Source organism: Natronobiforma cellulositropha (genome assembly GCF_025629245.1).
Taxonomy (GTDB): Archaea; Halobacteriota; Halobacteria; order Halobacteriales; family Natrialbaceae; genus Natronobiforma; species Natronobiforma cellulositropha.
On sequence record NZ_JANZXN010000032.1, the window covers coordinates 102,566 to 115,408 of the forward strand.

Consider the following 12,843-nt stretch of genomic DNA (forward strand, 5'->3'; position numbering starts at 1 on the left):
GTCGAAACCGTTGTAGCGGTGATGTGCGAGGAGTGTGTATGAGCGAACGCGAAGCCGTCGAGCGCGTCGAGGAACCGGTGACGGTCGCGTCGATCACCGAGGACCTCGAGGCGCTGGGCGTGCGTGTGGGCGATACCCTCCTGGTCCACTCCTCGCTGAGCGCGCTGGGGTGGGTCTGTGGAGGTGCGCCCGCGGTCGTCGACGCCCTGCAGGCCGCACTCACCGAGTCGGGGACGCTGGTGATGCCGACACACTCGAGTGACTACACCGATCCGGGTGACTGGGCCGAACCACCGATTCCCGAGTCGTGGCACGAGCGCGTCCGCGAGACGATGCCGCCGTACCGCCCCGAGGTCACGCCGACGCGCGGGATGGGCCGGGTTCCCGAGTGTTTCAGGACCTATCCCGAGACGGTCCGCAGCGCCCATCCGGCAGTCTCGTTCGCCGCGTGGGGCCACGATGCGGAATCCGTCGTCGCCGACCACAGCCTCGAGGAGCGTTTCGGCGAGCGCTCGCCGCTGGCGCGCGTCTTCGACCTCGAGGGAAGTATCCTCCTCCTGGGTGTCGGCTACGAGACCAACACGTCGCTGCACTTGGCGGAGGTTCGTGCCCCCTCGGTGGCTGGAACCGACCGGGACGGCGGGCCGGTGCTGGTCGACGGCGAGCGTGTCTGGGTCGAGTACGAGAGTACGCGCGGGTCGACCGACGACTTCGCCGCGCTGGGTGCGGCGTTCGAGCGCGAGTGTGCGGAGGCGGTCACCGTCGGGACGGTGGGTGCGGCGACGGCGCGACTGATCGACCAGCGCGCGCTCGTCGACTTCGCCGTCGAGTGGTTCGAGACGAACCGCTGAGTCGAGAGACCGAAGAGATCAGTGCTCGGGTTCTTCTGCCGGCGCGACCATCTCGTCGATGCGCAGGATGAGGATGTTGTTCGTGTCGTCTTTGCCGTCGACGCTGCCTTTGATGCGGAGTTTCGACAGCGGTGTCGGGCCGACGGTGATCGAGTCGTCCTCGTGGATGTCGCCGATCGAGCCCTGGATGTGGATCTCCGCGCGGCAGAGTTCGGGGTGGTGGACGCTCGAGAGGTCGATCTCCTCGACGATGACGTCCTCGACGTCCTCGCCCTCGTGTCGGATGGGGACGGCCGCGGGGTCGTCCATCTGCTGGATCTCGAGTGCTTCGTAGGCGGTCGCGGTCGGTTTGTAGCCGCCTTTGGGACCGGGGACACCTTCGACCAGTTGGAGGGCTTTCAGGCTCTGCATCTGGTTGCGGATGGTCCCGGGGTTGCGGTCGACCTGTTCTGCGATGTCTTCGCCTTTGATGGCGTCTTCGGAGGCCTTGTGTAAGTTCGTCAGGGCGCGCAAAATTTTCTTCTGGCTAGGGGTGAGTTCGATTGATGACATGGGGAATGCTTCGTAATAGATTTCCTTAAATCCGATGGGTTGACCGACTACTCCCGTCGATTTTTTCATTTGCCGCCTACGTAGTAAACGTTTCTCATTGGTACGTCCCGCCCCCGCTACAGCGCTCTCTCGAGCGCTCAGGGGACGATGTATCCACCGACGATCACGTCCTCTAAGAGGAACATGAGGAAGAACCCCGCGACGAACGTCGACGCAGTGACTCGAGTGATGGGTGTGTCGGTGTCGAGTCTGACGAGACCGACCATCTCGACGATCGCCTGGAGGATGGCACCGACGGCGACCGCGAAGAAGACCAACGCGAGCAGTGGCGTCTCGCCGAAGCTGCCGATCCAGCCACCGAGGATGACGGGACCGCCAGCGAGGGCGGCGATCGCCCCGAAGTGAATCAGCCGCGGCGGCACCTGATCGCGCGCCATCGCGGCGATGCAAGTCAGCCCCTCGAGGACGTTGTGGATGACGAAGCCGATGACGAGCAACATTACCATCGTCGCTTGCTCGTTGATCAGGGAGACACCGATCGCCAGCCCCTCGCCGATGCTGTGGAGACCGAGTGCGAACGCCACCAGGTAGGCGATCTGGAGACCGCTCTTTTCGGAACGCGCGGTCATCGACTCCCGCCAGTTGCTGAGGACGTACATCAGACCGAACGTCACCCCGACGACGGCGATCCCAACACCGGCACCGACGGTCACGGAGAGTCCCTCGACCTCGCCTGCGTACTCGAACATGTCCTCGGTCATCTCGAAGGCGATGAACGCGAGGACACCGGCACCGAGTGCGACGAACCCGTGGATGACCCGCACGTCCAGCCGTCTGAGGTACGGAAACCAGAGCATCCCGATCGTCACGGGAATAATACCGGCGACCGCGCCAACGACCGTCAGCAGCCAGAGAATCTCGAGCGTGCTCGCCTCAGAGATGCCGTCCAGATCACTGAACGGCCACGTCAGGTAGAGACCGATGGCGACGATCCCGATGATCAGGACCGGGCCGATCGCGAGCAGCCACTTCGGGACCGATTCCGTGAGTGGATGGTCGTCGCTCACGTACTGCCACCTCGCGTCGATTCGGGCTGTATCGTCTTCATTGGGGATCTTTAGCCCCATCTAAATATAATTGTTTCCTCTCGAGTGTTAGATCGAGTCGAAAACTAATCCCGGTGGGCTTTCCCACTCTCGGTACCGATCCGGCCCAATCTGTCCGCTCTTCGGGTCGAGATATCCACGTTCGTCAGCACGTTTGTTCCGTCGCGGCCGGTGGAACTGGTGGTCTGCTGGCCGTCTGCTCTGCTCAGCTCTCGACTTCAGTCACACTCGAGACGCGGACGTGCCTCGCGACCTCAGTCGGGAGCGAGACCGACTCGTCGTGGCCTGCCGCCTGCGCGGTCACCATGCCGAAGGGGGCGACTTCGGTAATCTCGAGTTCGACGCCGGGTTCGACGCCGTGGTCGGCCAGGTACGAGAGCACGTCGGCGTCGCGGTCGGCGACCTCTCTGACGACGACCTGGTCGCCCGCTTCGAACTCTGTGACGGCGTCGCCGACCGGCGGCTCGGGTGGCTGTAGGTCCGCGCCGGGGATGGGCGAGCCGTGTGGGTCGACCGCCGGGTCGTCGAGCGCAGCGGCGACGCGCGCCTCGAAGTCCTCGCTGATGTGGTGTTCGAGCCGGTCGGCCTCCTCGTGGACCTCCGACCAGTCGTAGTCGAGGTGCTCGGTCAGGTAGGCCTCGAGCAAGCGGTGGTGGCGTACGACTTCGATAGCGACGGTTTCACCCTCGGCGGTGAGGGTGACGCCGTGGTACTTCTTGCGGTCGACGAGACCTCGCTCCTCGAGTTTTTCGACCATGCTGGTGACCGTCGGCGACGTGACCTCGAGCTGGGCGGCGATCTCCGAGGTCTTGATCCGCTCGTCAGTGCCGCGCTGAAGCTGGTAGATGACCTTGAGATAGTCTTCCATCACGTCACTCAGCATCATTAGTACCGAAGTTTCGGTGCGTCTACGCCTAAACCTTCCGTCACCGTGTCTCTGGATTTGGCCCGCAAACGTCGGATACGGAGACGGCTATCGGGTCCGGCATCGACGGCGGACGTTAAGCACCCCGCGTCCGAACCCACACGCATGACGCGATCTGTCCGGATCATCGGCGCACCGATGGACCACGGGGCGAACCGTCGCGGCGTCGACATGGGGCCGTCGGCGATCCGCTACGCCGGACTGGCCGACGCACTCGAGCGTGCTGGCGTCGAGCCCACCGACGAGGGCGACCTCTGGGTCCCGAGAGCCGAAGAGCGCGACCCGGACGCCGACCGCACCGACGCGAAGTTCATCCTCGAGGTCGAAGACGTCTGTATCCGACTCGCAGACCGGGTGGCGGAGACGCTCGAGGAGGGGGCGACGCCGCTCGTACTCGGCGGCGATCACTCCGTGGCCATCGGCACCATCGGCGGCGCGTCGCGCGGGGTGGACCTCGGCGTGCTCTGGTTCGACGCCCACGCCGACATCAATACGCCCGAAACCTCTCCAAGCGGCAACGTCCACGGGATGCCGCTGGCGGCAGTCCTGGGCCACGGCCCGTTCGCGGACCTGCCGTGGGCCTACGCGCCAAACGTCCGCGAGTCGGCCATCGCCTACGTCGGCCTGCGGAGTCTCGACGACCACGAGCGTGATCTCCTCAGAGAGCGCGATCTGACCGCGTTCACCATGTCGGACATCGACCAGCGCGGCATCACGGCCGTCGTCGAAGATGCACTCGAGGTCGTGACCGACGGCACCGACGGCGTCCACGTCAGCCTCGACTTAGACTGGCTCGATCCGAAGGAGGCCCCCGGTGTCGGCACACCGGTCAGAGGCGGCGTCACCTACCGGGAAGCCCACTCGGCGCTCGAGACGGTCTCCGCCTACGACGACTCCAGCAACGTCCTCCGGTCGATGGACGTCGTCGAGGTGAACCCGATCGTCGACCAGCACAACGAGACGGCCACACTCGCGAGCGAACTCACGGCGAGCGCGTTCGGCGACCGGATCTTGTGATCTGTACGCGCATCCAGCAATCCTTTCCGCGAGTTCGGGAGATAGTGGCAAAGCCGGCCGTGTGTGATAGATACGCACACCGATACGGCTTTCAACACCTTTGTATCGGAGTGTTTCCGACTGTGAGGTATGACCCAAAACGTCGTCGTTCTCGGGGCTGGATACGCCGGTGCCGGAACGGTCGCTTCGCTGCAGTCGGAACTCGACGATAACGCACATATTACGTGGATCTCGGAGACGGACTACCACCTGGTGCTCCACGAAGTCCACCGCGTCATCCGCGACCCGAGCGCCCGCACCGACATCACCGTCCCGGTCCGGGACGTTGCGGGCCCGTCGACGACGTTCATCGAAGACCGCATCACCGGTCTCGACGTCGACGAGCGCGTCGTCCACCTCGAAGACGGCGACGACGTCGCCTACGACTACGTCCTCGTTGCCCTCGGCAGCGGCACCGCCTACTACGGCATTCCCGGTCTCGAGGAGCACTCGCTCACCCTCAAGAGCCTCGAGGATGCCCTCGAGATCAACGCCGCGATCACGGCCGCGAGCGAGGAGGCCACCCGCGGCGAACCCGCCCAGATCGTCGTCGGCGGTGCCGGTCTCTCCGGTATTCAGACTGCCGGTGAGATCGCCGAGTTCCGCGACAACCACCGCGCCCCGCTCGAGATTCACATCGTCGAGGCGCTCGACGAGATCTTCCCCGGCAACGACCCCGAGATCCAGGGGGCGTTGCGCAAACTCCTCGAAGAAGCGGGCGTGACGATCCACACCGACGACCCGATCACCGAGGCCGAAGACGGCGTCATCCACTTCGACGAGGGCGAGCCACTCGAGTACGACGTCTTCGTCTGGACCGGCGGCATCACCGGCCGCGAGGCACTCGACGGCGTCGACCTCGAGAACCAGCACAACCGCGTCAACGCGGGGGCGAACTTCCAGACCTCGAACGAGCGCGTCTTCGCCATCGGCGACTCGGCGATCATCGACCAGGGCGAGATGCCCGCGCCACCGACCGCACAGGCCGCCTGGCAGGCCGCCGAAGTTGCCGGCGAAAACATCGCTCGAGCCATCGCCAACCGCCCACTCAAGACCTGGGAGTTCGACGACAAAGGGACCGTCATCTCCGTTGGCGACAAGGCCGTCGCCCACGACGTGAAGGGGCTGCCGTTCGACACCTTCGGTGGGTTCCCGGCGAAGACGCTCAAGAAGGCCATCGCCGCCCGCTGGATCGCCAAGCTCACCTCCTGGGGCCGGGCGCGAACGGCCTGGTCGACGCTCTAATCGCGGATCCGGCCGCTCGCGGCGCGCTCTCACTGACCGGCGGCTGACGAACGTAAATCGACTCCTTTCTTCTCTTCGGCGACGAACTCGGTGGTGATGGACCCCACGCTGACAGTCGCGCCCGCCGACGCGCTCCCGAGTCTCAGCCTCGCTCCCGGCGTCCTCGAGTCCGGGTCGGGCGTCCGCACCTGGCTCGAAGAGTCGAACGTCGTCCTCCAGTACCTCCTCGTGTTCGTCTTCGCGGCGATCCCCTTCGTCGAGATTCTCGCCGTAATTCCGATCGCCGTCGCCGTCGGCTTACACCCCGCCCCCGTCGCCCTCTTCGCCTTCGCGGGCAACGTGGCACCGATCTACGCCATCGTCGCTGGCTACGACCGGCTCTCGGCGTGGCTCGAGCGGCGACGTGACGGTGAGCCGAGCGAGTCGAAACGCCGCGCCCGCGCTCGCCGGCTCTGGAACGCCTACGGGATGCCCGGGCTCGCGCTGCTCGCTCCGGTGCTGACCGGCGTCCACCTGGCGGCGGTCCTCGCGCTCGGCTTCGGCGCTCGCGCGCGCTCGACGCTCGCCTGGATGAGCGTGAGCATCGCCTGCTGGACCGTCGCGATTACGCTCGCCTCGGTGGCCGGGCTCTCGCTGCTCGAGGGGGCGCTGTCGGTCGGCGTCCTCACTCGCTGACGGTCGTCGAGTAGGTCTCACCGAAGAGGTGGTGTTCGGTCACCGTCACCCGCCGCAGGCGTCCGCGAACCGTCGCCTCGAGCCGGTAGCCGGTCTCGATGAGGTCGTCGGTACAGCCGAATCTGAATCCGGTGTCGTCGGACGCGACGACGAGCAGGTCGAGCCGTTCCTGTGAGCGCTCGTATGCTGCGTGGGCCAGGTCGACGCTCCCACAGGCACTCGAGCCGTACTGGACGGTGCCGCGCGCGAGCGCCGTCTGCCCCTCGAGTGAGACCGCGGGCGGGTCGGCGACGGCGAGTTCGGGGCGGACCAGTTCGAAGCGTGTGTCGACGCCGCGAATCCGGCGAACGCTGGCGAGGGTCTCGAGCCCCGCGGCCGCGGCGAACCCCGCGAGGTAGGCGCGTCGGTTCATGCCCTCGCCTCGAGTGCGTGAGAAGAAAAAGGGTGGCTCACCGACCGGTCACTCGCGTTCGCCCATCGGCTCGGCGGGGACACCGGCGACCGTCTCCCCGGGCGGGACGTCGCGCGTCACGAGCGAGTTCGCGGCGACGCTCGCCTCAGCGCCGATGACGACCCCTGGGAGGACGATCGCTCCCGCGCCGATCATCGCGCGCTCGCCGACGACCACCTCGCCGGTGCGGTACTCGTCCTGGAGGAACTCGTGACAGAGCAGGGTCGCGTCGTAGCCGACGATAGCCCCCTCGCCGAGGGTGAGCAGGTCGGGCCAGAACACGTCGGGGGTGGCCTCGAGTCCCCAGGAGACGCCGGGACCGACGCTCGCACCGAGTCTCCGCAGTAGCCAGCGCCTGAGCCGGAGGCTGGGGACGGTCCTGACGAGCCAGACCAGCACGTAGTTGAACGCGACGCGAGCGGGGTGGCGCGCGCGTGTCCAGTGGGCCAGCGAGTTCCGCGCACCGGGTGTCGGGTGGCTGGTGACGCGGTCGTGTCGAGACGAGGGCGTGTCGTCGGTCACTGGCCGTGAGATTCACCGTCGAGGTATAAGAACGCACCGCGCGGGCGGTGTGTCGCCCCCGGTCTCGAGCGGTCGCGCTCAGAAGGTCGTGAGTTCGCCGTCGATCACGCGTCGGGTGATCTCGGTCACGTCGGCGAGTTTGGCGTCGACGATGGTCTCGATCTCGCCACGGACGTCCTCGAGTGCGACGCCGTCGGCGGTGACGACGTGGACGTCGGCGACGTGGGGTTCGTCGATGGGGCGGCCGATCTGGCTGAGTAAGCGCACGCGCAGGTCGCGGATGCCGTCGACCTCGTCGACGACGGTCTCGGCGATGTCCGTCGAGAGGAGGTTGTAGATCTTGCCGATGTGGTTGACGGGGTTCTTCCCGCTGGTGGCTTCCATCGACATCGAGCGGTTGGGCGTGATGAGTCCGTTCGCGCGGTTGCCACGGCCGACCGAGCCGTCGTCACCCTGTTCGGCGGAGGTGCCGGTGACGGTGAGGAAGATCGACCCCGACTCGAGGTCGTCGGCGGTGTTGACGTAGACGGTCACCTCGCGGTCTGTGTGCTCGCTGGCGACCGTCTCGACGCACTCGCGGACCGACTCGACGGCCTCGACGTAGGCGTCCATGTCCTCGACGTGTTCGTCGACCATCGCGGCGGCGACGGTGACGTCGATCGAGTCGCCCTCGCGCTTGCCCATGAGCTTCACGTCGGAGCCGAGTTCTGGGTGGTCCTCGCCGTAGACACCGTTGAGCCGTCGCTCGGCCTCCAGGACGATCCGTTCGGTCTCCGAGAGCGGGGCGTGGCCGACGCCGAAACTCGTGTCGTTGGCCATCGGCACCGTCGCGCCGTCCTCGCCGAAGACGCTCTGGAGGTCGCCGCTGCCCTCGCCGAGTTTGACGTCGACGACGACGTCCATGCCGTACTCGAGTTCCGGGAGGTTCGTCGCGAGGTACTCGCGGGCGGCCTCGAGTGCGATCCGCTCGGTCGGGATGGTCGTCCCCTCGTAGTGTTTGGTGGCGCGGCCGACGATCAGGATGTAGATCGGGTCGACGACCTCGCCGCCGCCGAAGGCGGGTGCGGCCTCTCCGGCGACGAGCTGGGTCTCGTCGGTGTTGAAGTGGAGCACCTTCCCGACGCGCTCCAGATACGTTCGCGCGAGCGCCCCCGCGACGCTCTCGGCGATGCCGTCACAGATCGAGTCGGGGTGGCCGATGCCTTTCCGCTCGACGATTTCGACCTCCTGGTCCTCGACTGCTCGTCGGTCGATCGGTTCGACCCGGATGTTCCGCGCGGTCATTGTATCCGCTTACCCACGCGCTCTTCTATAACTTGCGAAAAGTACAAAACGCGAAATTATGCCTAGTAGTAATATCACGACGACTCGAGCAGTAACTCGAGATAGGAGGTGCGAAGCTGACTCTCGGGGTCGAGACCGAGCCGCTCGAGGACGGCGAGCGCGCCGTCTCTGGCCTCCTCGAGCGTCTCTTCGTCCGCCTCGGTCTCGACCTCGACGAACTCGCCGACGCCCTCGACGGCGTCGAGCGTCACGGTGTAGCCCTCGAGCGCGAAGCGTTCGCGTCGCTTCGTCACCGTCGCGGCCGGATCGAACCCGAGCTGTTCGAGGGCGCCCGCGAGGACCGCTCCGCGTTCGACGCCGGTTTCGAACTCCTCGCGCGTCTTCGACTGCTCGTCGACCAGCGGTCCCTTGTAGGTGAGCCGGGCCTGTTCGTCGTCCTCGTCTGCCGCTCGTTCGCGGCGAATGCGGAGCGCTTCGTCCGTCTCGGCGAACGACCGGTGCGGGGCGTCGTAGTAGGTGTCGGCCTGGACGACGGTCCCGAGCGGGGTCGCCTCGAGGTCCTCGAGATGACGACGAACCCCCGCGAGACTCGCTCGCACTTTCACTTCGACCTCGTACATGTGAGCGTGAACGTCAGCGAGCGGTAAGAATCGGTCGTTCCGTCGGCCCCAAAACGTCGTCCTTAAATGTAGACAGCGGGACGTTCAATGTATGACCGAGGAACAAGAGGCCGAACTCGAGGCACAGGCCGATGACGCCGATGAAGAACCAACGGACGCACCGGAGAGCGACGCCGACGAGACCGAGACGGAAGAAGAAGAGGGACTCGGTGCGGGCGACTTCGTCAAACTCGATTACACCGCCCGGACCGTCGAGGGCGAGCAGTTAGTCGACACGACCGACCCAGCGGTCGCCGAAGAGGAGGGCGTCGACACGGGCGACCGCGAGTTCGCCCCCCGGACGGTCGTGCTGGGCGAGGGTCACATCTTCGCCGCCGTCGAGGAGGACATCTCCGGGACGGAGGTCGGCGAGTCGGGATCGGTGACGATTCCCGCCGCCGAGGCCTTCGGCGAGTACGACTCGAGTGCCGTCGAGACGATCAGCGTCGAGAAGATCGACGAGGACGACCGCTACCCCGGTGCACACGTCCACGTCAACGGCCAGCACGGCAACATCGTCACCATCCTGGGCAGCCGTGCCCGCGTCGACTTCAACCACCCGCTCGCCGGCGAAGACGTCGAGTACGACTACGAAGTTCTCGACATCGTCGACGACCGTGAAGAGCGCGCCGCCGGCTTACTCGGCATGTACCTCGACGTCGAACCGGAGCTGTGGATCCAGACCGACCAGGTCGAAGAGGAAGTCCTCGTCGAGAACGACGAGGAAGATGACGAGAGCGAGGAGGCGGACGCTGACGCCGAGGACGAGGACGCAGAACCCGAGTACGAGACCGTCACCGTCGACAAGGAGACGCTCTACATCGAGTCGACGCCACAGCTGGCGATGAACCAGCAGTGGATGTTCTCGAAACAGCAGATCGCCCAGGACATCATGGGCAAGGTCGACGTCGAGCGCGTCATCGTCCAGGAAGTCATCGAGGGAATGCCCGCTGGCATGCCTGGCATGATGGGCGGCATGGGCGGTGCAGGTGGCGCTGGTCTCGAGGACGCACTCGAGGACGCAGACATCGACGCCGACGAGATCGTCGAGGAACTCGAGGCGGACATCGGCGACGACGAGTAATCGCGCGGAACGTCTGTCCGTTCTTTCACCGGTCTCGGCTCACGAGCGCTCGCTTCGAGCGGTCCCGCCGTTTGATCTGTCTGATCGGGATTCTGACTGGCGTCACGTTTCCGATCCTGGCCGAGCGGTGGCCGTCTCAGGCGATGTCTCGGCTGGTGTCGATCTCGACGGCGTTCGAGAGCTCGAGTTTGATCGCTTCGGTCGGTGCGCCACCCCCGCGGAACTTCGGAATCGTGAGGTGGTTCTCGAGTTCGGTCGCCCCGACGGTCGTTCGCAGGTCGAAGACGATGTCCGCGAGGTGGGTCGTCGCCGACCGGTTCGCCGGCCGGTCGTCTTTCAGACAGTGTAAGATGGCGATGCTGCCGGTCTCGAGCATCTGCATCTTCAGTTCGTTGAGAAACGAGACGTAGCGGCTGCGTTCAGCCTGTTCTAACACGTCCACCGTGTCGATGATGAGGTTCGCCCCGTCGGGCAAGGCGCCCACCAGCCGGGAGGCCTCCTCGAGCGAGTTCTCGGCGTTGAGGTACCTGATCGTCGGACTCCCGACGCGGGCTTTCGACGTTTCGATGGCGTGACGAACCAGGTGGTCGGAGCGTTCGGTCGTGAGGTAGAGCGTCCCTCGTGCGGCCGTCAACTCGTAGAGGAGCAGCTCTGACTGGCTGGCTGCGTCTGCGGTGTAGGCGACGACACAGCCGGGTGGGAGCCCCCCGTCGAGCTTGCGATCCAGCACGTCGATACCGGTCTCTAGCCGACCAACCATGCGGTTGTGAACCTTTGCCACGTACGTATCATAACTCTTTGCTTTAGTGCCTGTATTAAATATGCGGAATTTACTGACAACAGGTGAGAAAGCTACGGTGTTTGCCACGTAACTCGAGGTCGAATGGGGAGATTGAAGGGTCTCGGCGGGTCATCACAGAGCAGATGCGTCACGACCATCTCATCACGAGCAAACAACTCTCGCGGGCGGACATCGAGTCGATCCTCGACCGTGCCAGCGAGATCGACGACGACCCGGAAGCCGTCGCGCAGCGTCAGGCGGGGACGCTCCTCGGGTTGCTCTTTTTCGAACCGAGCACCCGGACCAAGATGAGTTTCGAGGCGGCGATCAAGCGCCTGGGGGGCGACGTCGTCGACATGGGGGCGGTCGAATCCTCGAGCGTAACCAAAGGCGAGAGTCTCGCCGACACGGTCCGCGTCATCGAAGGCTACGCCGACGCACTGGTGTTGCGCCACCCGCGTGAAGGGGCGGCGGCGATGGCCAGTGAGTTCGTCGACGTGCCGCTGTTGAACGCCGGTGACGGTGCCGGCCACCACCCGACGCAGACGCTGCTCGACCTCTACACGATCCGCGAGAACGCCGGTCTCGACGATCTGACGATCGGGATCATGGGCGACCTGAAGTACGGACGGACCGTCCACTCACTCGCCTACGCCCTGACGAAGTTCGGCGCAACCCAGCACTTCATCAGCCCCGAGAGCCTGCGCCTGCCTCGCGAGGTCATCTACGACCTCCACCTGGAGGGGGTAACGGTCAAAGAACACGAGAGCGTAGACGAGATTCTCCCGTCGCTCGACGTCCTCTACGTCACGCGCATCCAGCGCGAGCGCTTCCCGGACGAGAACGAGTACGCACAGATCGCCGGCGAGTACCGGATCAACGCCGAGATACTCGAGGACGCCGCCGACGATCTGACGGTGATGCACCCGCTGCCACGGGTCGACGAAATCGCGGCCGACGTCGACGACACCGACCACGCGGCGTACTTCGAGCAGGCGCACAACGGCGTGATCGTCCGGATGGCGCTGCTCGATTCCTTCCTGGGTGATGACGATGACTGAGACGAACCACGAACTCCGTGTGAGCAAGATCCGCAGTGGAACCGTCATCGACCACGTCCGCGGCGGTCAGGCGCTCAACGTCCTGGCGATTCTCGGCATCGACGGTGCCGACGGCGAGGAGGTCTCCGTCGGGATGAACGTCCCGTCCGACCGCTTCGCTCGCAAGGACATCGTGAAAGTCGAGGGCAGGGAACTCAGCCAGGACGAAGTCGACGTCCTCTCGCTGATCGCCCCGGACGCGACGATCAACATCGTTCGCGACTACGAGGTCGTCGAGAAACACCGCGTCGAGCGCCCCGACTCCGTCGAGGGCGTCCTCTCGTGTCCGAACGCAAACTGCATCACGACCGGATCGGAACCGGTCGTCTCCCGCTTCACCGTCCTCGAGGATGCCGTCCGCTGTGCGTACTGCGAGACCATCGTTCGTGACGACATCGCCGCACACATCGACACCTGATCTGCCTGCTCGCTCGACTCTCAGTTTTGAAAATGTTTCATTGATTTCTGAGCAACGATCCAGAAAATCTAAGTGGCCGGCCGGAGACCGTTCAGGTGTATATGTCGCGTACAATCAAACTCCTGATCGTCCTG

The 12,843-nt window shown here is 65.3% G+C and carries 15 protein-coding genes; 7 read left to right on the top strand and 8 right to left on the bottom strand.

Going from position 1 to position 12,843, the window contains the following annotated elements; all coding sequences use genetic code 11:
• Positions 1–38 precede the first annotated feature (38 nt).
• Positions 39–851 (top strand): AAC(3) family N-acetyltransferase, encoded by an 813-nt coding sequence (locus N0B15_RS15105; protein WP_263020547.1) that lies wholly within the window; start codon positions 39–41, stop codon positions 849–851.
• An 18-nt stretch (positions 852–869) separates the two neighbouring features.
• Here N0B15_RS15105 and N0B15_RS15110 read toward each other — a convergent pair whose 3' ends face one another.
• The 3 genes from N0B15_RS15110 to N0B15_RS15120 form a co-directional block, all read right to left on the bottom strand.
• On the bottom strand, positions 870–1,403 hold the full coding sequence (locus N0B15_RS15110) for an Rrf2 family transcriptional regulator (RefSeq protein WP_263020548.1): 534 nt from the start codon (positions 1,401–1,403) through the stop codon (positions 870–872).
• A 137-nt stretch (positions 1,404–1,540) separates the two neighbouring features.
• Complete coding sequence (locus N0B15_RS15115) at positions 1,541–2,470, bottom strand: ZIP family metal transporter (protein ID WP_263020605.1); 930 nt, start codon at positions 2,468–2,470, stop codon at positions 1,541–1,543.
• A 244-nt stretch (positions 2,471–2,714) separates the two neighbouring features.
• On the bottom strand, positions 2,715–3,395 hold the full coding sequence (locus tag N0B15_RS15120) for a metal-dependent transcriptional regulator (protein WP_263020549.1): 681 nt from the start codon (positions 3,393–3,395) through the stop codon (positions 2,715–2,717).
• 144 nt (positions 3,396–3,539) lie between these two features.
• On the opposite strand from N0B15_RS15120, the gene rocF reads away from it, so the two are divergent.
• The 3 genes from rocF (at position 3,540) to N0B15_RS15135 (ending at position 6,410) form a co-directional block, all read left to right on the top strand.
• A complete protein-coding gene (gene rocF, locus N0B15_RS15125; RefSeq protein ID WP_263020550.1) occupies positions 3,540–4,451 on the top strand; it encodes an arginase in 912 nt (303 codons plus the stop codon).
• Positions 4,452–4,580: 129 nt separating this feature from the next.
• Positions 4,581–5,735: an NAD(P)/FAD-dependent oxidoreductase gene (locus N0B15_RS15130; RefSeq protein WP_263020551.1), complete on the top strand. Its 1,155-nt coding sequence runs from the start codon at positions 4,581–4,583 to the stop codon at positions 5,733–5,735.
• Positions 5,736–5,831: 96 nt separating this feature from the next.
• Positions 5,832–6,410, top strand: coding sequence for a small multi-drug export protein (locus tag N0B15_RS15135; RefSeq protein WP_263020552.1), 579 nt, complete (start codon positions 5,832–5,834; stop codon positions 6,408–6,410).
• Here N0B15_RS15135 and N0B15_RS15140 read toward each other — a convergent pair.
• The 4 genes from N0B15_RS15140 to cyaB all read right to left on the bottom strand — a co-directional run bounded on the left by N0B15_RS15140 (position 6,400) and on the right by cyaB (position 9,287).
• The gene (locus tag N0B15_RS15140; RefSeq protein WP_263020553.1) at positions 6,400–6,822 is read right to left on the bottom strand and encodes a hypothetical protein; all 423 of its coding nucleotides are present in this window, start codon (positions 6,820–6,822) and stop codon (positions 6,400–6,402) included. The genes N0B15_RS15135 and N0B15_RS15140 overlap by 11 nt on opposite strands.
• A 48-nt stretch (positions 6,823–6,870) precedes the next feature.
• A complete protein-coding gene (locus N0B15_RS15145) occupies positions 6,871–7,383 on the bottom strand; it encodes an acyltransferase (RefSeq protein WP_263020554.1) in 513 nt (170 codons plus the stop codon).
• A gap of 78 nt (positions 7,384–7,461) precedes the next feature.
• Entirely contained in the window at positions 7,462–8,667 is a 1,206-nt protein-coding gene (locus N0B15_RS15150; protein WP_263020555.1) for a methionine adenosyltransferase, read from the bottom strand.
• 74 nt (positions 8,668–8,741) lie between these two features.
• A complete protein-coding gene (gene cyaB, locus N0B15_RS15155) occupies positions 8,742–9,287 on the bottom strand; it encodes a class IV adenylate cyclase (RefSeq protein ID WP_263020556.1) in 546 nt (181 codons plus the stop codon).
• Between the two features lie 91 nt (positions 9,288–9,378).
• On the opposite strand from cyaB, the gene N0B15_RS15160 reads away from it, so the two are divergent.
• Positions 9,379–10,410 carry an FKBP-type peptidyl-prolyl cis-trans isomerase gene (locus N0B15_RS15160; protein ID WP_263020557.1) on the top strand — a complete coding sequence of 344 codons (1,032 nt, stop codon included), beginning with the start codon at positions 9,379–9,381 and terminating at the stop codon, positions 10,408–10,410.
• Positions 10,411–10,546: 136 nt separating this feature from the next.
• Here the strand turns inward: N0B15_RS15160 and N0B15_RS15165 are convergent, their stop codons facing one another.
• A complete protein-coding gene (locus N0B15_RS15165; protein WP_263020558.1) occupies positions 10,547–11,170 on the bottom strand; it encodes an RAD55 family ATPase in 624 nt (207 codons plus the stop codon).
• A gap of 164 nt (positions 11,171–11,334) precedes the next feature.
• On the opposite strand from N0B15_RS15165, the gene pyrB reads away from it, so the two are divergent.
• On the top strand, positions 11,335–12,252 hold the full coding sequence (gene pyrB, locus N0B15_RS15170; RefSeq protein ID WP_263020559.1) for an aspartate carbamoyltransferase: 918 nt from the start codon (positions 11,335–11,337) through the stop codon (positions 12,250–12,252).
• Positions 12,239–12,709 (top strand): aspartate carbamoyltransferase regulatory subunit, encoded by a 471-nt coding sequence (gene pyrI / locus N0B15_RS15175; protein WP_263020560.1) that lies wholly within the window; start codon positions 12,239–12,241, stop codon positions 12,707–12,709. The genes pyrB and pyrI overlap by 14 nt, the downstream gene beginning before the upstream one ends.
• Positions 12,710–12,843: the final 134 nt, after the last annotated feature.

What these genes read in the sequence shown, in the direction of transcription:
- N0B15_RS15135 (WP_263020552.1), top strand. Translation starts at nt 5,832, where the DNA reads ATGGACCCCACGCTGACAGTCGCGCCCGCCGACGCGCTCCCGAGTCTC.
- N0B15_RS15130 (WP_263020551.1), top strand. Translation starts at nt 4,581, where the DNA reads ATGACCCAAAACGTCGTCGTTCTCGGGGCTGGATACGCCGGTGCCGGA.
- pyrI (WP_263020560.1), top strand. Translation starts at nt 12,239, where the DNA reads ATGACGATGACTGAGACGAACCACGAACTCCGTGTGAGCAAGATCCGC.
- rocF (WP_263020550.1), top strand. Translation starts at nt 3,540, where the DNA reads ATGACGCGATCTGTCCGGATCATCGGCGCACCGATGGACCACGGGGCG.
- pyrB (WP_263020559.1), top strand. Translation starts at nt 11,335, where the DNA reads ATGCGTCACGACCATCTCATCACGAGCAAACAACTCTCGCGGGCGGAC.
- N0B15_RS15105 (WP_263020547.1), top strand. Translation starts at nt 39, where the DNA reads ATGAGCGAACGCGAAGCCGTCGAGCGCGTCGAGGAACCGGTGACGGTC.
- N0B15_RS15140 (WP_263020553.1), bottom strand. Translation starts at nt 6,822, where the DNA reads ATGAACCGACGCGCCTACCTCGCGGGGTTCGCCGCGGCCGCGGGGCTC.
- cyaB (WP_263020556.1), bottom strand. Translation starts at nt 9,287, where the DNA reads ATGTACGAGGTCGAAGTGAAAGTGCGAGCGAGTCTCGCGGGGGTTCGT.
- N0B15_RS15120 (WP_263020549.1), bottom strand. Translation starts at nt 3,395, where the DNA reads ATGATGCTGAGTGACGTGATGGAAGACTATCTCAAGGTCATCTACCAG.
- N0B15_RS15160 (WP_263020557.1), top strand. Translation starts at nt 9,379, where the DNA reads ATGACCGAGGAACAAGAGGCCGAACTCGAGGCACAGGCCGATGACGCC.
- N0B15_RS15150 (WP_263020555.1), bottom strand. Translation starts at nt 8,667, where the DNA reads ATGACCGCGCGGAACATCCGGGTCGAACCGATCGACCGACGAGCAGTC.
- N0B15_RS15110 (WP_263020548.1), bottom strand. Translation starts at nt 1,403, where the DNA reads ATGTCATCAATCGAACTCACCCCTAGCCAGAAGAAAATTTTGCGCGCC.
- N0B15_RS15165 (WP_263020558.1), bottom strand. Translation starts at nt 11,170, where the DNA reads ATGGTTGGTCGGCTAGAGACCGGTATCGACGTGCTGGATCGCAAGCTC.